The 20,807-nt window shown below is 35.9% G+C and carries 16 protein-coding genes and 2 riboswitches; of the genes, 13 read left to right on the plus strand and 3 right to left on the minus strand.

Features of this window, described 5'->3' with window-relative positions; all coding sequences use genetic code 11:
• Positions 1–246: 246 nt before the first annotated feature.
• From tsaE to tsaD, 4 genes are read left to right on the plus strand one after another with little or no spacing between them, the layout of a single operon-like run.
• Positions 247–720: a tRNA (adenosine(37)-N6)-threonylcarbamoyltransferase complex ATPase subunit type 1 TsaE gene (tsaE, locus tag FH036_RS26540; protein WP_000049631.1), complete on the plus strand. Its 474-nt coding sequence runs from the start codon at positions 247–249 to the stop codon at positions 718–720.
• Positions 701–1,393 carry a tRNA (adenosine(37)-N6)-threonylcarbamoyltransferase complex dimerization subunit type 1 TsaB gene (gene tsaB, locus FH036_RS26545; RefSeq protein WP_139896423.1) on the plus strand — a complete coding sequence of 231 codons (693 nt, stop codon included), beginning with the start codon at positions 701–703 and terminating at the stop codon, positions 1,391–1,393. The genes tsaE and tsaB overlap by 20 nt, the downstream gene beginning before the upstream one ends.
• A 13-nt stretch (positions 1,394–1,406) precedes the next feature.
• Positions 1,407–1,850, plus strand: a complete 444-nt coding sequence (gene rimI, locus FH036_RS26550) for a ribosomal protein S18-alanine N-acetyltransferase (protein WP_000367197.1) — start codon at positions 1,407–1,409, stop codon at positions 1,848–1,850.
• The gene (gene tsaD, locus FH036_RS26555) at positions 1,850–2,866 is read left to right on the plus strand and encodes a tRNA (adenosine(37)-N6)-threonylcarbamoyltransferase complex transferase subunit TsaD (protein ID WP_000414588.1); all 1,017 of its coding nucleotides are present in this window, start codon (positions 1,850–1,852) and stop codon (positions 2,864–2,866) included. The genes rimI and tsaD overlap by 1 nt, the downstream gene beginning before the upstream one ends.
• Positions 2,867–3,285: 419 nt before the next feature.
• On the opposite strand, the gene FH036_RS26560 is transcribed toward tsaD, so the two are convergent.
• Positions 3,286–5,220, minus strand: coding sequence for an ABC-F family ATP-binding cassette domain-containing protein (locus FH036_RS26560; protein ID WP_000602164.1), 1,935 nt, complete (start codon positions 5,218–5,220; stop codon positions 3,286–3,288).
• Between the two features lie 187 nt (positions 5,221–5,407).
• On the opposite strand from FH036_RS26560, the gene FH036_RS26565 reads away from it, so the two are divergent.
• Positions 5,408–6,037, plus strand: coding sequence for a redox-sensing transcriptional repressor Rex (locus FH036_RS26565; protein ID WP_000437698.1), 630 nt, complete (start codon positions 5,408–5,410; stop codon positions 6,035–6,037).
• Between the two features lie 29 nt (positions 6,038–6,066).
• Here the strand turns inward: FH036_RS26565 and FH036_RS26570 are convergent, their stop codons facing one another.
• Positions 6,067–6,258 carry a YdiK family protein gene (locus tag FH036_RS26570; protein ID WP_001246209.1) on the minus strand — a complete coding sequence of 64 codons (192 nt, stop codon included), beginning with the start codon at positions 6,256–6,258 and terminating at the stop codon, positions 6,067–6,069.
• Positions 6,255–7,004 (minus strand): CPBP family intramembrane glutamic endopeptidase, encoded by a 750-nt coding sequence (locus tag FH036_RS26575; protein WP_138322548.1) that lies wholly within the window; start codon positions 7,002–7,004, stop codon positions 6,255–6,257. The genes FH036_RS26570 and FH036_RS26575 overlap by 4 nt, the downstream gene beginning before the upstream one ends.
• A 401-nt stretch (positions 7,005–7,405) precedes the next feature.
• On the opposite strand from FH036_RS26575, the gene groES reads away from it, so the two are divergent.
• The 8 genes from groES to FH036_RS26615 all read left to right on the plus strand — a co-directional run bounded on the left by groES (position 7,406) and on the right by FH036_RS26615 (position 20,455).
• The gene (groES, locus tag FH036_RS26580) at positions 7,406–7,690 is read left to right on the plus strand and encodes a co-chaperone GroES (RefSeq protein WP_000917306.1); all 285 of its coding nucleotides are present in this window, start codon (positions 7,406–7,408) and stop codon (positions 7,688–7,690) included.
• 38 nt (positions 7,691–7,728) lie between these two features.
• Positions 7,729–9,363 (plus strand): chaperonin GroEL, encoded by a 1,635-nt coding sequence (groL, locus tag FH036_RS26585; RefSeq protein WP_001029999.1) that lies wholly within the window; start codon positions 7,729–7,731, stop codon positions 9,361–9,363.
• A 331-nt stretch (positions 9,364–9,694) separates the two neighbouring features.
• Positions 9,695–12,547 (plus strand): nuclease-related domain-containing protein, encoded by a 2,853-nt coding sequence (locus tag FH036_RS26590; RefSeq protein ID WP_167495113.1) that lies wholly within the window; start codon positions 9,695–9,697, stop codon positions 12,545–12,547.
• Between the two features lie 13 nt (positions 12,548–12,560).
• Positions 12,561–14,399 (plus strand): DUF7017 domain-containing protein, encoded by a 1,839-nt coding sequence (locus FH036_RS26595; protein WP_138322546.1) that lies wholly within the window; start codon positions 12,561–12,563, stop codon positions 14,397–14,399.
• A 209-nt stretch (positions 14,400–14,608) separates the two neighbouring features.
• Positions 14,609–14,710: riboswitch (purine riboswitch) on the plus strand.
• A 165-nt stretch (positions 14,711–14,875) separates the two neighbouring features.
• A complete protein-coding gene (gene guaA / locus FH036_RS26600) occupies positions 14,876–16,414 on the plus strand; it encodes a glutamine-hydrolyzing GMP synthase (protein WP_000743928.1) in 1,539 nt (512 codons plus the stop codon).
• 151 nt (positions 16,415–16,565) lie between these two features.
• Positions 16,566–16,667, plus strand: a riboswitch (purine riboswitch).
• Between the two features lie 127 nt (positions 16,668–16,794).
• Positions 16,795–18,120, plus strand: coding sequence for an NCS2 family permease (locus tag FH036_RS26605; protein ID WP_000833084.1), 1,326 nt, complete (start codon positions 16,795–16,797; stop codon positions 18,118–18,120).
• 144 nt (positions 18,121–18,264) lie between these two features.
• Positions 18,265–18,966, plus strand: coding sequence for a response regulator transcription factor (locus FH036_RS26610; protein ID WP_001262953.1), 702 nt, complete (start codon positions 18,265–18,267; stop codon positions 18,964–18,966).
• Complete coding sequence (locus FH036_RS26615) at positions 18,950–20,455, plus strand: HAMP domain-containing sensor histidine kinase (RefSeq protein WP_000719234.1); 1,506 nt, start codon at positions 18,950–18,952, stop codon at positions 20,453–20,455. The genes FH036_RS26610 and FH036_RS26615 overlap by 17 nt, the downstream gene beginning before the upstream one ends.
• Positions 20,456–20,807 lie beyond the last annotated feature (352 nt).

Consider the following 20,807-nt stretch of genomic DNA (forward strand, 5'->3'; position numbering starts at 1 on the left):
CCGTGGTGTAGTGGTTAACATGCCTGCCTGTCACGCAGGAGATCGCCGGTTCGACCCCGGTCGGGACCGCCATTTTATATAAAGAAAAGAACGAAACATGTTGTTTCGTATTTTTTTATTTGTTTTAACAAAAAACTAATAAAGACAGTCAAACTATCCTTAGGAAAACTCCTAAGGACTTTTTTATATATTCAAAACCTGTATAATAAAGAGCAGAGAACATTGTGAGTAAAGTAGGTGAAGTCTGTGAGTAAATATGAAATAACAACAAAATCATCTGAGGAAACACAAAGATTATCAGAAAAACTTGGTGAACTTGCTCAGGCACAAGATGTAATTATTTTAGAAGGAGATCTAGGGGCTGGTAAGACGACTTTTACAAAGGGACTAGCAAAAGGTCTTGGAGTGAAAAGAGTTGTAAATAGCCCTACCTTTAATATTATTAAAGAATATAAAGGGAGATTACCGCTATATCATATGGACGTGTATCGCTTAGCAGAAAGTGAAGAAGACTTAGGTTTTGATGAGTATTTCTATGGTGAAGGAATTACGGTAGTAGAATGGGCTCATTTAATAGAAGCATATTTACCAAATGAGAAGCTACAAATTAGTTTATTCCATGCTGGAGATGACACAAGAAACATTGTACTCGAGCCGATTGGAGATCGCTATATTAGATTATGTGAGGAGCTATTACAAGATGAAAGTACTAGCAATTGATACTTCAAATTACGTAATGGGTGTATCCCTTATTGAAGAAGGAAACGTAATTGGGGAAATCATTACAAATTTAACAAAAAATCATTCTGTGCGTCTTATGCCAGCTGTAGAACAACTGTTAAAAGAATGCGGTGTAAAACCAAAAGAATTAACTAAAATAGTTGTAGCTGCTGGACCAGGATCATATACAGGTGTTCGTATAGGTGTGACAGCTGCAAAAACATTAGCTTGGTCACTTCAAATACCAATTGTAGGTGTATCAAGTTTAGCAGTAGTGGCTGCAAACGGAGCTAATTTTGATGGATTAATCTGTCCTTTATTCGATGGAAGACGTGGACAAATTTATACTGGCTTATATACATATGAAGGAGAGGATTTAACTTCTATAGAGGAAGACCGAATCATCCTTATTGTAGACTGGTTGCAAATGTTAAAAGGTAAAGGAAAGCCTGTTTTATTTATTGGTAACGATGTGAAACTACACAAAGAAACAATTATCGAACATTTAGGCGATCAAGCTGTCTTTGCTCCTTTCACTAAAAATAACCCAAGACCAAGTGAGCTAGCGTTCTTAGGATTACAAAAAGAAGAACAAGATGTACATTCATTTGTTCCTAGTTACCTTCGTTTAGCTGAAGCTGAAACAAAGTGGTTAGAAAGTCAAAACAAGTAGGAGCTTGCAGAGGATGGATATGATATTTAGAAAGATGGAACTTGATGATATTGCTCAAATTGTAGCCATTGAAGAAGCATCTTTTTCAACTCCTTGGACTGCAGATGCCTTTCACCGTGAGTTAACGATGAATGAACATGCACATTATGTTGTGCTAGAAAAAGATGGTCGTGTAATTGGGTATTGTGGATTGTGGATAATTATTGATGAATCACATATAACAAATATAGCTATTTTGCCAGAATACAGAGGTCAAAAGCTAGGAGATGCTTTATTAAAAGAAGTTATTTCCGAGGCGAAAACTCTAGGTGTAAAAACGATGACACTTGAAGTACGTGTATCAAATGAAGTAGCAAAACAGTTATACAGAAAATACGGATTTCAAAATGGTGGAATTCGTAAACGATACTATGCAGACAATCAGGAAGATGGTCTCGTAATGTGGGTGAATATATAATGGAAAAAAATACGATTATACTTGGTATTGAAACAAGTTGTGATGAAACAGCAGTAGCGGTTGTTAAAAATGGAACGGAAATTATTGCGAATGTTGTTGCATCACAAATTGAAAGTCATAAACGTTTTGGCGGAGTTGTACCAGAGATTGCGTCCCGTCATCATGTAGAAGAAATTACAGTTGTATTAGAAGAAGCTTTAAAAGAAGCGAATATCACATTTGATGATATTGATGCAATTGCTGTCACAGAAGGACCTGGTTTAGTAGGAGCGCTTCTAATAGGGGTGAACGCAGCGAAAGCAGTGGCATTTGCACATGATATCCCTCTAGTTGGTGTTCATCATATCGCTGGCCACATTTATGCGAACCGCTTAGTAAAAGAAGTTCAATTCCCATTACTATCACTTGTTGTCTCTGGTGGACATACAGAGCTTGTTTATATGAAAGAACATGGTTCATTTGAAGTAATTGGTGAAACGCGAGATGATGCAGCAGGAGAGGCATATGATAAAGTAGCTCGTACGTTATCTATGCCATATCCAGGTGGTCCTCATATTGATCGACTTGCACATGAAGGAGAACCAACAATTGATTTACCTCGTGCATGGCTAGAACCGGATTCGTATGATTTCAGTTTTAGCGGATTGAAATCAGCAGTTATCAACACTGTGCATAACGCAAAACAACGCGGGATAGAAATTGCACCGGAAGATTTAGCAGCAAGTTTCCAAGAGAGTGTAATTGACGTATTAGTAACGAAAGCATCTCGTGCAGCGGATGCTTATAACGTAAAGCAAGTGCTTCTTGCTGGTGGAGTAGCTGCGAATAAAGGACTGCGTGCACGTTTAGAAGCAGAATTTGCACAAAAAGAAAATGTAGAGCTAATTATTCCTCCTCTATCTTTATGTACAGATAATGCAGCTATGATTGCGGCGGCAGGTACAATTGCATATGAACAAGGAAAACGTGCTACATTAGCTTTAAATGCAAATCCAGGATTAGATATTGAAGCGTAGTTATGCACAAAATTAACCACAGCTTGTGGATAAAACCCATATTATCTGTTGATAATATGGGTTTTATTGTGTATATAAAATGTTGATAACTTTTTTGTTGATTGTGGATAATGTGGAAAAGTTATTTAGATGTTTATTTTATAAAGGTGGATATGTGTATAAACTTGTGGATAAAACAGATAAAGTCTGACCTTTGAATCTATCCTTTTTCGGGAAATAAAAACGAAGAAGGTATCTCTAAAAAACATTTTGAAATATGCCCTTATTATAAGGGAGGCCAATATTGTCAAACCTTGTCGGAAAATCGATACCTCGTGTCGAATCGTTTATGCAATAGAGGTTGACCATGGCTAGAAGATAAGAAGGATGTCTCATCGTCAAAAATCCCGACTGATGAGACATCCTTCTTATTTATACTCTTATAAATGCAATTCTTCCCATTCTGCCATACAAGCATCAAGTTGTTCTTGTAGTGTTTGCTTTTTCGTTGTAATTTCACTAGCCTTTTCATAATCTGCATATATTTCTGGTAAGCAAAGTTGATCTTCTAACGTAGCAATTTCTTCTTCAAATTGTACAATATTTTGTTCTAGTTCCTCGATTTTTCGAGTACGTTGACGCTCTAACTTTTTGCGCTCTTTTTCTTCGAGATAATTTAATTTTTCTGGAGCTACAGTTTTTTGAACAGGTGCCTGATTTTCTTGCTGTTCTTGCTGTTCAAGTTCTGCACGTTCAATCATTTCATTTTTCTTTTCAACGTAGTAATCGTAATCCCCTAAATATTCCTGTGCACCTTCTGTTGATAACTCAACCACAGTCGTTGTTACACGATTAATAAAATAGCGGTCATGTGAGACAAATAGAAGAGTACCAGGATAATCGATTAAAGCATTCTCTAGGATTTCTTTACTATTTAAATCAAGATGGTTTGTAGGCTCATCGAGAATTAATAAATTCGATTTTTGCATCATAAGTTTTGCAAGAGCTAACCGAGCCTTTTGTCCACCACTAAGAGAAGAGACGGGCTTTAGTACATCATCTCCTGTGAATAAGAAGTTACCTAGTATCGTGCGAATTTCTTTTTCAGGTTGTAGTGGATATTCATCCCATAGCTCATTTAAAACGCGCTTAGAAGATGTTAAATTAGCTTGTTCCTGATCATAATAACCAACAGAGACATTAGATCCGAAAGAAACCTCACCATGTAATAGTGGTAACTTATTCACAATGGATTTTAATAATGTGGATTTCCCAATTCCATTTGGACCAACTAAAGCAACACTATCTCCGCGTGTTAAGCGCATTGTTACATGTTCAATAATTGGATCCTTATCATAGCCGATAGTTGCATCCTTTACTTGTAACACATCATTTCCGCTTTGTTTTTCAATATCGAAGTGGAAGGAAGCTGACTTAGAGTCACCTAATGGTCTTGTTAATAATTCCATACGGTCTAATTGTTTACGACGGCTTTGCGCACGTTTTGTCGTAGATGCACGAGCTATATTTTTTTGGACGAAGTCCTCTAGCTTAGCGATTTCATCTTGTTGTTTTTCATAACGTTTCATTTCTTGCTCGTATAGTGCTGATTTTAAGTCTAAATATTTACTGTAGTTACCAACAAATCGTCTACTTTCTTTATTCGAAATTTCATATACTTGTGTAACAAGTTTATCTAAGAAATAACGGTCATGGGAAACGATTAATATTGCGCCAGGATAACCTTGTAAATATTGTTCAAGCCATGTTAATGTTTCGATATCTAAATGGTTTGTAGGCTCGTCCAAAATAAGTAAGTCTGGTTTCGTTAATAATAATTTACCGAGAGCTAATCGTGTTTTTTGTCCACCGCTTAATGTCGAAATCGTCGTCTGGTGCGTTTCAACGGGGAAGCCAAGACCGCTTAAAATCGAACGGATATCTGCTTCGTACTGATAGCCACCTTGATCTTTATAATCTAATTGTAATTGGTCATAATCAGCTAATAATCTTTCATATATAGCCTCGTTTGAAAAGTTTTCTTCTTTTCCCATCTCTTGCTCTAGCCTTCGAAGTTTTGTCTCCATTTGCTGCAAGTGTGTAAAGACGGTTAGCATTTCATCCCAAATTGTTAAAGATGTTTCTAAACCGGTATTTTGAGCTAAATATCCAATTGAGACATCTTTCGGTTTTATAATTTCTCCACCATCATGAGATAGCTCACCCGCTATTATTTTTAATAATGTAGATTTTCCAGCGCCATTTCGTCCGACTAATGCGATACGATCTTTCGTTTGAACTTCTAATTTTATATTTGAAAGAATTGTTTCTGCACCGTATAATTTCGAAAGCGCGTTTACTTGTAATAAAATCAATGTTTTCACCTCAAATAATTTCTTAACTTTGCCATGTTTATATTTCTCAATCATACTAAAAATAGTGTATAGTTTAAAATACAGAGAGAATACTTCTTCTTTCTATTATACAAGGAATTTAATAAGTGCTAAACTTCTGTATTTGATTAAAGCATATGAATAAAGATAGGAAGAGAGGAGAGGTTATATGGAGCAGCAGAAAATTCCACAAGCCACTGCTAAGAGATTGCCTCTATACTATCGATTTATCCAAAACTTATCTTTGTCTGGTAAGCAACGTGTTTCATCAGCCGAATTAAGTGAAGCGGTAAAGGTTGATTCCGCAACGATTCGAAGAGATTTCTCATACTTTGGAGCATTAGGAAAAAAAGGATATGGATATAACGTAAATTATTTATTATCATTTTTCCGTGAAACACTCGACCAAGATGATATAACACGTGTAGCGCTTATTGGAGTAGGTAATTTAGGGACCGCTTTCTTACATTATAATTTCACGAAAAACAATAATACAAAAATTGAAATGGCGTTTGATATTAGTGAAGAGAAAGTTGGAACAGAAATCGGAGGCATTCCTGTATATCACTTAGATGAATTAGAAGAACGTTTATCATCTGATATACAAGTGGCAATATTAACAGTACCCGCTACAGTAGCACAATCTGTAGCTGATAGATTGGCAGAAACAAACGTGCATGGTATTTTGAATTTCACACCAGCGCGCTTAAATGTGTCAGACAATATAAGAATTCATCATATTGATTTAGCAGTAGAGTTACAAACATTAGTTTACTTTTTGAAGAATTATCCACAATAAAACGCAGAGGAAGCGACCTCTGCGTTTTATTATTGTTTTTTCTTTGTGAATTTAACTAAGATGAGGCGAAGTGCCAAATTAAAATCAATCGTTGCCATAACTGCAAATAGTATTGTCCACATATTCCAGATTGTATCTGTGACATTCCTGATGGCTAGATGTGTAAAGATACATCCTAGAAGGAAGTACAATACAGCCATGAACAATGGTGAGTTTCTCATACTAAAAATCCTCCGATAAAGCCTTGCATTTTTTCAGCTTCTTTAATCATTTCTTGAATTTGTTCGTTACTCACTAAAACTTGGGCAACTGCAACTAATGTATTCATTGCAACATGAGCTGCAATTGGAACGATAATACGCTTCGTTTTTACATATAAGAAGGCGAATACGAGACCCATAGCAGTGTATACCAATAAGTGAGTAAAATCAAAATGAATTGCCGCAAATACAAGGGAACTAATGATAGCGGCAATAAAGAAGTTAAACTTCTTATAAAGTGTACCAAATAAAATTTTTCTAAATACGATTTCTTCCAAAATAGGTCCTATTATAGAGATGACGATAAGGAACCAAGGTGTCGTTCTTGCGATATCCATAAGTCTCGCTGTATTTTCAGATCCAGGTTTAATACCTAATACATACATTTCGATCATACCAGCAATACTTTGCGAGAAAAATGCTAAGAAGAACCCGATAAAAATCCAACCAATCGTAGCTGGAACAGTAGAACGCTTTGTATCTAAATGTCTGTCGCGAATATCTGTTCTAAGTAACCAAAGTACGATACATAATGCAATAAAGAAGCTAATGATTGCCCAGTGACCAGTTATGAGTTGAAATTTCTCTTCTCTAGTGAATCCCTTGTTATCATAAAGTCCAGTTTTCAGGAGAAGTGGTAATCCAGCAATTGATGATAACTGCATTAAAATGTATGTAACGATAACCCACCAATATTGTTTTTTCAAATGGTTTAACCATCCTTTCTAACTCTAGTGTATGAGATAAGGTAGGATAACATGTAAATATGCTACCTACGATATAAACCTTACTTAAATTATGTTTTTTTTGTAAATCCTTATTTGAAATTATAATAGAAGACAGGAGAAAGTTGTGTGTGTAGCGAAAACAACTTAGGGTGTCCTTTCATATTGTAACATACGAGTAGTGGAAACAACGATTCATATAGTAAAGGTAGAAGAAGAGGAACTCTATATAGAAAAATTTATAGCGTAATTTGCGAAAAAATTATGATTTTTTTACTTGCAAAAGAAATTGAGATTATTTATTATTATAAGTGTGTTAGCACTCGGGTGACTTGAGTGCTAATAAATAAAATTTACATAACAAAATGAGGAGGTTATTGTTCATGCTAAAGCCATTAGGTGATCGCGTTGTAATTGAGCTTGTTCAAGCGGAAGAAAAAACAGCAAGTGGTATTGTATTACCAGACACAGCAAAAGAAAAACCACAAGAGGGTAAAGTTATTGCAGTAGGTACTGGTCGAGTGCTTGAAAATGGTGAGCGTGTTGCTTTAGAGGTAGCAGCAGGTGATCTTATCATCTTCTCAAAATATGCAGGTACTGAAGTGAAATATGAAGGTACAGACTACTTGATTTTACGTGAAAGTGACATTTTAGCAGTTATCGGTTAATTATATAAATCTTAAAAAATCCAAGGGGGTCAATTATTATGGCAAAAGATATTAAATTTAGTGAAGAAGCACGTCGTTCGATGCTTCGCGGTGTCGACACTCTTGCAAATGCAGTAAAAGTAACGCTTGGACCAAAAGGTCGTAACGTTGTTCTTGAGAAAAAATTCGGTTCACCACTTATTACAAATGACGGTGTAACAATTGCAAAAGAAATTGAATTAGAAGATGCATTCGAAAACATGGGTGCGAAATTAGTAGCAGAAGTTGCTAGCAAAACAAATGATGTAGCTGGTGACGGAACAACAACTGCAACTGTATTAGCACAAGCTATGATTCGTGAAGGTCTTAAAAACGTAACAGCTGGTGCGAACCCAATGGGTCTTCGTAAAGGTATCGAAAAAGCTGTAGTTGCTGCAGTAGAAGAATTAAAAACGATTTCTAAACCAATCGAAGGTAAATCTTCTATCGCACAAGTAGCTGCTATTTCTGCTGCTGACGAAGAAGTAGGTCAATTAATCGCTGAAGCAATGGAGCGCGTTGGTAACGACGGCGTTATTACTTTAGAAGAATCTAAAGGTTTTACAACAGAATTAGACGTAGTAGAAGGTATGCAATTTGATCGTGGATATGCATCTCCTTACATGATTACTGATTCTGACAAAATGGAAGCAGTTCTTGATAACCCATATATCTTAATCACTGACAAAAAGATTTCTAACATTCAAGAAATCTTACCAGTATTAGAGCAAGTGGTACAACAAGGTAAACCGCTTCTTATCATTGCTGAAGATGTAGAAGGCGAAGCGTTAGCTACATTAGTAGTGAATAAACTTCGTGGTACATTCAATGTAGTAGCTGTTAAAGCTCCTGGATTTGGTGACCGTCGTAAAGCAATGCTAGAAGATATCGCAATCTTAACTGGTGGCGAAGTAATCACTGAAGAATTAGGCCGTGACTTAAAATCTGCTACAGTTGAATCTTTAGGACGCGCTGGTAAAGTTGTTGTAACGAAAGAAAACACAACTGTAGTTGAAGGTGTAGGAAGCACAGAACAAATCGAAGCTCGCATCGGTCAAATCCGTGCGCAATTAGAAGAAACAACTTCTGAATTCGATCGTGAAAAATTACAAGAACGTCTTGCAAAACTTGCAGGTGGCGTAGCAGTAATTAAAGTAGGTGCAGCAACTGAAACTGAGTTGAAAGAGCGCAAACTTCGCATTGAAGATGCACTTAACTCAACTCGTGCAGCAGTAGAAGAAGGTATCGTTGCAGGTGGTGGTACTTCACTTATGAACGTATACACGAAAGTAGCTTCTATCGTAGCTGAAGGCGACGAAGCAACAGGTATCAACATCGTACTTCGCGCACTAGAAGAGCCAGTTCGCCAAATCGCAATCAACGCTGGTCTAGAAGGATCTGTAGTTGTAGAGCGCCTAAAAGGCGAAAAAGTAGGCGTTGGTTTCAACGCAGCTACTGGCGAGTGGGTTAACATGCTTGAAACTGGTATCGTAGATCCAGCTAAAGTAACTCGCTCTGCACTTCAAAACGCAGCATCTGTTGCAGCTATGTTCTTAACAACTGAAGCTGTAGTAGCTGACAAACCAGAACCAAATGCACCAGCAATGCCTGACATGGGCGGCATGGGCATGGGCGGTATGGGCGGAATGATGTAATAAGCCGTCTCACCCTTTGATATCATTGAGGTTTATGTAAGATGAAGTTTTTAACGGAGGCTTCTCATGAGTTGAATAAACTTGTGGGAAGCTTCTTTTTTGATTTCTTAGGTTACAGGGAGATAAATACTCTTCGTAATTCGATCATCGAAATGTCCAACCCGATCCATGATTTATTCGAGTGAGACACAGGCTCCAGCAATTTTAAGAGAAAAGGATAATGCTCTCGTGGGTACGGTGGTTTTATATGTAAGGTTAAGGATGATTAATGATATATTAAACTGTAATGATATAATTTATAGAGATGAAACTGTACAGGGGGCAAAGTGATATGCTAGAGGTTCGCAAAGGCAAGTCTTCAAAATCGTATGAAAACGAATTTTTTAGAAAAATATCGGTAGAGTTATCGCAAGTTTTTGAACAAAGAAATTGGGATGGTATTTTACTTGGAACGCCAGAGTGTATTACACGAGAAGATTTGCAAATTGACTGCTTGTTGGTTACTGAAAATCAAATTATTATTATTGATTTTAAAAATTATAGCGGAACATTAGAGCTTCCATCTGAAGAAAATTTTAGATTTGGTAGATGGACGTTAAATGGTGAGATAACTGTTAAAGGGGGAAGCTCTCCGAATCCATTTAGTCAACTTGGCAAGCAACGGGTGAAGCTGATCGATGAACTTCAATATCGTTTACACGATTTTGAACGCAAGTCTATATCAACTGTAGTCTGTTTTCACGATAAAGTAGAAATGATGGGTAGTATTCCTAGACAGTTCCAAATCAGTTTCTCAATTGTTGATTCAAACAACTATCTTAATAAAATTGTCGACATCATTGATGTCATAGTTGATAGGGATATGAATTATTTATCGAAAAAGGGAAGACAAACTTTTACAGAGACTTTGTTTGTTGCGGATGAATACGAGTCTGATATTCAATTTGAATCGGAGTTACATAAAAAGCTTGTTGAAGAACGAACTGAAAATAGCGATAGTCTGCAGCAAATTCGTGAATTTCTAATATCTGATAGCAAAATTATGATCCTAACAGGTAATACAAGAAGTGGTAAGACTGCGTTAATTCCTGACATTCGAGAATTGGCTTTCGATTTAGAGTTTACGGATGTCCCTGTGTTTGCGTACTCTAATCGATTGAGAAGGAAGATGCTGAAGAGTAATCCAGAACTAGAAGAAGTAGATTCATTATTTAATTCGGTATTTGATTTCAGGGGTGAAACAATAGATGAATTTTACAAAAAGAATATTCCTATAAAAGAACATGATGAAATCCACGATCAAGATAAAGCTTTGTATATTATCGATGATAGTCAGCTTATTACTAATTCGGATTTTGATTCTGACTTGCTACAATTTGGTTCAGGGTATTTATTAGATGATATCTTAAAGTATATCGATTTGGAGGCACATCCCGAGAGAAAGGTTATTTTCATTGGAGACAAAAATAAGCTGAGTTATGGGTCGAAAATTGAAAATGCACTTAATCCAGAATACTTGGCAAAACTTCTTGATAGTAAAAATATTCTTTCAGAAATAGGGACTGCAGAGTTGCCAGATAATGAAGGAGAATCTGAAATCATTAAAGTATGTAATAAGATTGCGAAGAATATACGGACAAACCAATACAATAATTTATATGTATATTCTAAAGATGAGATTGTATTTTGCGAAAAGGAAGACCAAACAAAAGTGTTGAAGGAAGCTTATTTGAATCCAAACAGTAGTAAAATTCTTGTTTTTACCAATAAACAAGCAAATCAAGTGAATATTTGGGTAAAGAAGCATCTCATTAAAAATGGTAGAGAAATAGGAGTTAAGGATTACGTTGTCTTTAATACAACAATTCAAGCTTATGGACCCGAATTGGTGCGAAATGATTTCTCGCCATTTGATAATATGGAACAACCTTTTTCTTTTGTTGAACCTAAAAGAGTGGACAACGGTTATTTTGGCGAAGTCATCAATGTGGATAATGACAATATAATTGAAAAAATTGTGGAGGTAAAAGGAGAAAATATAATATTGCGATTTATCCCTTGTCAAATAAAGCTTCAAGATGAAAGTATCATTGAAACTCTTGTATTCGATAATTACTTGAAAGCTACAAAGAGTGAATTGGATAAAAATGAGATTATTGCGTATCAAATTGTTTTATCGAGCTATGAAAAGGATATTTTAGATAACGAACCTTTTGAAGGGAGTTCGGAATATCAAGAAATGTTAAAACATCCTCACCAATATATTGTAACCAAAAAAGATGGGAAAAACTTTTATAGGGATTCTAAAGACAAACGGAAGTTGACTCGTTTTGAAAAAACATATAGAGACCGAGTGCTGAAAAAATTAAAAGCACCAACGAGCGAATATTTTAAGATTTTAAATGCATCGAAAGTGAAATTTGGTTGGGCAATGACAGTGAATAAAGCAATGGCTTATTTTTTTGAAACTGTGTTTTTTAATACAAATCAAGAAGAAAATCGAGGTAGAACGAATAAGGAATATTTCAAATGGCTCTATACGGGGATATCAAGCGGATTAAGTAATGTTCAACTGATAAATTGGAAACCAATCTCTCCTTTTTTGAAGACGGAATTTAGAGAGTCATCATTCGTGAAAAATCCAAATAAAAGTAGCATCATTTTATCGCTCTCAAACGGGGAACAAACTTCTACTGAACAGTTGCAATCCTATTTGGAAAACCAGCTGTCAGGTTTGGCAAACATCTCAAATATAAATCCGAAAAATTATTTAGAAATCGTCACTTTGGAGATGAATGATCGAAAAATTGAATTGTTCTTCGACTATAATGGGAAAGGAGAAATGAAGATTCCTAGATTGAAGTCAGGGGAAAAAGAGGATTTTGGAATTATATTGCGACTATTGAAACCAACTTCAAAGGATATTCCAAGTGAAATAGGAATTGTGAAGTCGTGTTTGGAAGATTTCTCCTCTATTTTAGAGGGGTATGATATTCAAATGCAGCTTTTGGGCTATCATGAATGGAATTTGATATTAAGTTTTTCTAATCAAAAAAATGATGTAGAAATCGAACTTTGGTATAACGGTGATGGAATGATTTCTAAATTTAATTATATTGAAGGAAGTAAGGAACTTTTCTCAGAAATTGTTAGATTGATAAAAGAAATCTATGTTCTTGACTAAAGGGGAGCAAAAAATGTACACAACCAAAAATTACAATGATGATTTGTATCGAATTTGCACCAAATACTATGTGAAATTCTCATTGTTACAAGATTTCGGATATAATCGTATCAACCAAAATTATTTTGTACAGCAATTAAAACTTACAAAAGAAGACTCAGAATTAAATGAAATATTAACCGAGTTAAAGAAATTATTTGAGAAGGTTCGTCGGAACGGTGGGAAACTGGATCGAGATCCGATTGCTGAAGCAAAGAGACTAAGGAAAATTGGAAAACAACAAGAGGCATTCAACGTAATCCTTCCGTATCTTCAAGCAAATAATGATGATGAAGATGCAGTAATCACTTTCGGGTGGATAATGTATGATTTTTTGAAGGCATCTGAAGGGAACATTGACAATTATATTAACAATTTAGCGGTTTTTAATGATAATGCAGTTATATCTTTTGAGAGCAATCTTTTCGGTGGTTTTACTGCAAACGAGTTCAAGAAAACGTTAGTAAATTCAATCTTGTGGTCAATTCGACGGGTTGTGATGCAAGGGGAGCTGTTTGCTAATAGAGTTCTTCCACAGTTGTTGAGATTTTGTGGGAATGGAGCGAGGTTTATTGAGAAGAGAGGACGTTATGTTAATGGTGAAACTTCAGCATCACGTTTACTAATTAAAGACGTTCGTAGCAAATTAAACGATACCAATTATCTTATGTTTATGGATACTATTGGATTCGATTGGTTTGATAGTGTGGATTTTCAAAAGACTAATTTTACTAATGATAAAGGCGAAAATGTAGAAGTTAGGCCATTGGCAGAAGTTATGCTGAATTTCCATGCAAAGAAACTGCTAGCATTGGATATTTTTATTGCAACGGAACAAAGATTAAATTCATTTATCGATGTACTGAATTCTCAAATGCGAAATAATCCTACTTTTGAATGGCTACCGTACTATAAAGCGAAATTATTGATGAAAGTGAAAAGAGATGAAGAAGCACTAGAAACAGTTACCTCGTTTGCAAGAACTAAAAGTAAGGAGTTTTGGGTTTGGGATTTAATTAGTGAACTCTTGAGTGATGATGAAAAGTTCAATTGTTTATGTGCAGGATTACTGTGTAAGTCAAGACCAGATATGATTGTTGGATTACAGGAAAAAATCATCCCTATCCTTCTGGAGAAAGAAATGTTTTCAAATGCAAAATTTGAGTTGGATGAAATTATTTCTACTCGAATGAAGAAATGGGGTAAGATACCTCGGAAACTTGCAGAATGGAAAAACGAAAGTTGGTATATTGAAGCGAATTCGGCTGAAAGTAGAGATGTCTTAAAAGGATATGCTGATAAAGCAGAAGAAATTCTGTATCGAACACTTCCGTTTACTGATATTTTTGTTACATACATTAACAAAGAGAAAGGTGTAATTAATTTTGCATACTTAGGAAATAGCTATCGTTCAAATATAAAAGAAGGATATTTTTACATGGATTCCATTAAAGAGACTCACAAATGGATAACCGATGAAGCTTTGAAAGTAAGGATGTTTGCAGATAAAAAGAGAACGAATTTATTTAAAATTTATAAGATAGTATCAGGTGATAAAGCATTTATATCTAATTTTATTCAAACTGAAATCGGTCAGGTTAACAAAGAATACACGAACCCATTTGCATTTGTAAATGATGTATATATTGCTCCTAAATTGGTTGAGGAACACAGAGTTCAAAATTATGACAAGGTGGAGTATATTAAGAAGAGAAGGTTCAACAAGAAGAAAAACGAATGGTCATGGACAGTAGAAAAAATAATTTCTGTAGAAAAAAATGAGAAAACGGAATATAAGGATGATGAATATTAAAGTTTACTCCCGCATATCAACAGAGAAAAATACTGTTCGAGATGTTTTCAAAGATGTAGGTATTTAAAACATCATTTTGCGCGGTGTGGAGTGTGCAACCAATTGTTACAGGTTATTTTTTATGTTTTTTAGAAAAGGAAATGAATTTCTGTAGAATTTTGTCGCTTTCTCTCTTGACCATACCGACACTTCATTGTTAGAATCTAGGAAGATAATATAAAACGTTCCTTCATATATCCTCAAAGATAAGGTTTGAGAGTCTCTACCGGGTTACCGTAAACAACCTGACTATGAAGGCAGTGTGTCTTATATTTATAAAGAGCGGAAGACTATCTTTCTTTATAAAGCCAGACCCCTGCCTTTTCTTTGTTATGAGACTAGAGGCGGAGGACTGGCTTTTTTTATTATATTGGTAATGCTTTTCGCCTAATTGGTGAAAATATTTATATACGAGAACTAACGTTGGGGTGATTATTTTGAAGAAGCAACACGATACAATTATCGTTTTAGATTTTGGAAGTCAATACAATCAGTTAATAGCACGTCGAATTCGTGAGTTCGGTGTATACAGTGAACTTCATCCGCATACAATTACTGCAGAAGAAATTAAAGAAATAAATCCAAAAGGGATTATTTTCTCTGGTGGACCGAATAGTGTATACGGTGAAGGTGCATTACATTGTGATGAAAAAATCTTTGACCTAGGATTACCGATCTTCGGTATTTGTTACGGTATGCAGCTTATGACACAAAAATTCGGTGGTAAAGTAGAACGTGCAAACCACCGTGAGTACGGAAAAGCTGTTCTGAAAGTAGAGAACGAATCAAAATTATATGCGAACCTTCCAGAAGAACAAGTTGTATGGATGAGTCATGGTGACTTAGTAACTGGTTTACCTGAAGGGTTCGTAGTAGATGCAACAAGTGAGTCTTGTCCAATTGCTGGTATGAGCAATGAAGACAAAAACTTATACGGTGTACAATTCCACCCAGAAGTACGTCACTCTGAGCACGGTAACGATTTAATTAAAAACTTCGTATTCGGCGTATGTGGTTGTTCTGAAGGATGGAACATGGAGAACTTTATCGAAGTAGAATTAGAGAAAATCCGTGAAACTGTTGGAGACAAAAAAGTTCTATGCGCACTTAGCGGCGGTGTAGACTCTTCTGTTGTAGCAGTATTAATTCATAAAGCAATCGGCGATCAGTTAACATGTATTTTCGTAGACCACGGTTTACTTCGTAAAGGCGAAGCAGAAGGTGTTATGAAAACATTTAGTGAAGGCTTCCATATGAACGTTATTAAAGTGGATGCAAAAGAACGCTTCATGAACAAGTTAAAAGGTGTAGAAGATCCAGAACAAAAACGTAAAATCATCGGTAACGAATTCATTTATGTATTTGATGATGAAGCTTCTAAGTTAGAAGGAATGGACTTCTTAGCACAAGGTACACTGTACACAGATATCGTTGAAAGTGGTACAGCAACTGCACAAACAATTAAATCTCACCATAACGTTGGTGGACTTCCAGAAGACATGCAGTTCAAATTAATTGAGCCTTTAAACACGTTATTTAAAGATGAAGTACGTGTATTAGGATCAGAACTAGGAATTCCTGATGAAATCGTATGGCGTCAACCATTCCCAGGCCCTGGTCTTGGTATTCGTGTATTAGGTGAAATCACAGAAGAGAAATTAGAAATCGTTCGTGAATCTGATGCGATTTTACGTGAAGAAATTATTAAAGCGGGCTTAGATCGTGAAATTTGGCAATACTTCACTGCGCTTCCTGGTATGCGTAGCGTAGGTGTTATGGGTGACGAGCGTACGTACGATTACACAGTAGGTATCCGTGCAGTAACATCTATCGACGGTATGACAGCTGACTGGGCACGTATCCCTTGGGACGTATTAGAGAAAATCTCTGTACGTATCGTAAACGAAGTAAAACACGTTAACCGTATCGTGTATGATGTAACGAGTAAGCCACCAGCAACTATTGAGTGGGAATAGTATTTATAAAAAGGTCCATCTATTACTTATGTATAGATGGATCTTTTTGTTTTAGGGTTAATACGAACGAAATTATAAATGTTTATAAAAATGTTCGTTTTTAAATTGACAAAACTACTTCGTCGAGTTAATATGAGTATGTAATTCAAACGAAAAGTGAATATTATGCCGTCGTATAATATCGGGGATATGGCCCGAAAGTTTCTACCTAGCTACCGTAAATGGCTTGACTACGAGGCGTTTTTATAAAGGTGAGGGGAATCTTATCTTTATTCATAGAACGCTTCCATGTATATGCAATGGAAGCCTTTTTTATTTTTAATAGATAAAAGAGGGCTAGGAGATTACGGCGAGTAATCATATAACGGGGGAAACGTAAGATGAAACGCTATTTTCAGTTTGATGAACTCGGCACGAATTATAAAACAGAGTTCATAGCAGGTTTAACGACATTTTTATCTATGGCTTACGTACTATTTGTCAATCCTGCTACGCTGTCACTTGGAAATGTTAAAGGATTACCGGCAGGTACAGGAATGGATCCAGGTGCAGTATTCGTTGCTACAGCATTAGCAGCAGCGATTGGTTCGTTAATTATGGGTATTTTCGCGAAGTATCCAATTGCTTTAGCGCCAGGTATGGGAATTAACGCGTTCTTTGCTTATACAGCAGTGTTAACGATGGGTATTCCGTGGCAAACGGCAATTGCTGGAACGTTAATGTCAGGTATTATCTTTATTATTCTTACTGCTTCAGGTATTCGTGAAAAAATTATTAATGCAATTCCATCGGAGTTAAAGTTTGCAGTAGCGGCAGGTATCGGATTATTCATTGCTTTCCTTGGATTCCAAAATGCTGGAATTATCGTGAAAAATGATGCTGTTCTTGTTGGGTTGGGGGACTTAACAAAGGGCACAACGTTACTAGCAATCTTCGGAGTTGTTACGACAATTATCTTCATGATTAAGAAAGTAAATGGGGCAGTATTTTACGGTATGATTCTTACAGCAATCTTAGGAATAGCAACAGGATTAATTGATACTCCGAAAGCTGTAGTGGGAGCAATACCGAGTCTAGAACCAACGTTCGGTGTGGCGTTAACGCACTTCGGAGATATTTTCACTGTTCAAATGGTGATTGTTATTATAACGTTCTTCTTTATCGATTTCTTTGATACAGCAGGTACACTTGTAGCGGTTGCGAATCAAGCTGGATTAATGAAGAACAATAAATTACCACGTGCAGGAAAAGCATTATTTGCAGATGCAATTGCAACTGTAATTGGTGCGATCTTAGGTACATCAACAACAACGTCTTATATTGAATCTTCTGCAGGGGTAGCAGCGGGTGGACGTTCTGGATTTACAGCAGTTGTAACAGCAGGATTCTTCTTACTGGCACTATTCTTCTCGCCATTACTAAGCGTTGTAACACCAGCTGTAACGGCACCAGCATTAATTATTGTAGGAATCTTGATGGTTTCGTCTTTAGGAGAGATTGACTGGAAGAAATTCGAAATTGCAGTACCAGCATTCTTTACTATCATTTCAATGCCACTTACGTATAGTATCGCAACAGGAATTGCAATCGGGTTTATCTTCTATCCAATTACAATGGTAGTAAGTGGTCGACGTAAAGAGATTCATCCAATTATGTATGTTATGGGAGTTTTATTCGTACTATATTTCATCTACGTTCGTAAATAAAAGGGGTTTTTGAAAGGTCTAGACTTAAGGGGAGTCTAGACCTTTTTTGCGTCTTCAGAAAATCTTAAGGATTTCCGAGCGTTTTTCTTCAGAAGTTTTCCTATAATAGAAGTTAGGGGTTAAAAAAGTGATGGGGGAGATATTGTGGCAAATGAAACGATACTTGTCGTAGATGATGAAAAAGAAATTAGGAATCTTATTACAATCTATTTAAAGAATGAAGGATATAAAGTATTGCAAGCAGGGGACGGCGAAGAAGGATTACGTTTACTAGAAGAAAACGAAGTACATCTAGTCGTATTAGATATTATGATGCCGAAAGTAGACGGCATTCATATGTGTATGAAAGTAAGGGAAGAAAAAGAAATGCCAATTATTATGCTTTCCGCGAAAACGCAAGATATGGATAAGATTTTAGGGTTAACAACAGGGGCAGATGATTATGTAACGAAGCCATTTAATCCGTTAGAGTTAATCGCAAGAATTAAATCTCAGTTACGCCGTTATATGAAAATGAATGGTTTTTCTATTCAAAATGAGGACGAGCTAGAAATTGGAGAGATGAAAATCAACATCTCGACCCATAAAGTTATTGTAGAGGGAGAAGAAGTGAAACTGACCCCGAGGGAATTTTCAATTCTAGAATTACTAGCCCGTAATCCGGGTATGGTCTTTAGCGCGGAACAAATTTATGAAAAGGTTTGGAACGAAAGATCTTTCCAGTCGGATAACACGGTAATGGTTCATATTCGGAAAGTGCGTGAAAAGATTGAAGAGAATCCGAGGAAGCCAATTTATATAAAAACAGTATGGGGAGTGGGGTATAAGATTGAAAAAGATATTTAATCCATTTACTTATGTTAGGAAATTTCGAGAGTTAATCGGAAAGCTAGTAAAGAGTGTGAAACGGAGTGTGCGGATTCAACTTATTACGGCTTTTACTGCTTGTGCGTTATTAGGTCTCTTTGTATCAACGAAGATAGTAGCGCCTGTTTTTGAAGATGCTAGTCGACATGCTGAGATTAATTATAGAGATGGTATGGAACAAATTAATCGTAAAGCGCAAAGTACTGCGGAAATGATGGTTGATGCAAATAAATTAGATGCCGTACAAAGTATGATAGAGCTAGAAAATGAACATTTAGAGCAGGGGCAGGATGCTTTTAAAATATTAGTTACCGATGAAAATGGTAAGGTTTTGTATAAAACGAAGCAGGCACAAGAAGAACAAATTAATTTGCATAATACAATTCGTAATGCAACTTCGTTTGCTATCAATTATTCGAATAATAATGATATTGAAAGATCTAGAAAAGAGTTTATTACTTTCTCACCTATTACAATAGAAGGTAAGAATTTATATATGTTTGTGAGTGGAATTCCTCAAGGGGAAGTAGTGTATTATAAAGTAGAAGGCCCATTCCCATTTTTAATTGGTGTACTCGTATTCATTTTCTCTTTCTTTTATGTAACAAAGAGAAAGATGAAACAAATTGAAGCGATGGCAGAAGGTGTAAAGGAAATCGAAAAAGGAAACTTAGCGTATCGTATTGAAAAGAAAGGTGAAGACGAGATTGCGTCTTTAACTGAGAATATTAATAATATGGCGGAAGAGCTTATGAATAATATAGAAAAGGAACGTAGATTAGAGAAGCAAAAGAATGAGCTTATTACGAATGTATCTCACGATTTACGTACACCACTGACTTCTATTATGGGTTACTTGCGATTACTTCGAGATTCTAAATATGAAAATAAAGAACAACATGATGAGTATACAAGAATTGCTTTTGCTAAATCGGAGCAGTTAAAGAATTTAATAGAAGATTTATTTGAGTATACGAAGTTAACGAATGAACAAGTTGTATTAGAAAAACAAGAAGTATGTGTAAATGAGTTGCTCGAGCAATTAATAGAAGAGTTAGTACCGCAAGCGGAAGAGCATGGACTTACGTTCGTTAAGAAGTTTCCTGAGGAACGTGCCTATGCAGCGATTGATTCGGAAAAGATGGTCCGTGTATTCGATAATCTATTAATGAACGCGATTAAGTATAGTAAAGATGATGGGGAAATCAAAGTTTCTCTTCAAAGGCAGCGCCGGGATATACAAATTGTAATTGCGAATCATAGTGAAGAGTTTACGAGAGAAGAGTTAGCGAGTTTATTTGAACGCTTTTATAAGAAAGATCAATCTAGAAGTAGGGCAACAGAAGGATCGGGCCTTGGATTGGCAATTGCGAAAAGTATTGTTGAATTACAAGGTGGTAGTATTCGGGCTGAATATGAGGATGGTATTATTCAGTTTATCGTCTCGTTACCAATTATAGAAAAATAATAAACGAATAGAATGGTATATGATAAAAAGGTTTATTTTAAAAGAAATAAGCCTTTTTATACTTTTTTAGAAAAACATGTTGACGATTAGAGATTAGAGGTGTAATATAGAACAAGTCGCCGATGACATTAACGTCGAAAGCGACAAACGAAATGAAAAACTTAGTTGACATTAACTAACGAAGATGTTAACATAAGGAAGTCGCAAATGAGCGGCAGACAAGTTCTTTGAAAACTGAACGAAACAAACAACGTGAAACGTCAATTTTTATTTTAGATGCTAGACAAACTAACTTTATTGGAGAGTTTGATCCTGGCTCAGGATGAACGCTGGCGGCGTGCCTAATACATGC

It is taken from the genome of Bacillus sp. CD3-5 (assembly GCF_006349665.1).
Lineage (GTDB): Bacteria > Bacillota > Bacilli > Bacillales > Bacillaceae_G > Bacillus_A > Bacillus_A paranthracis.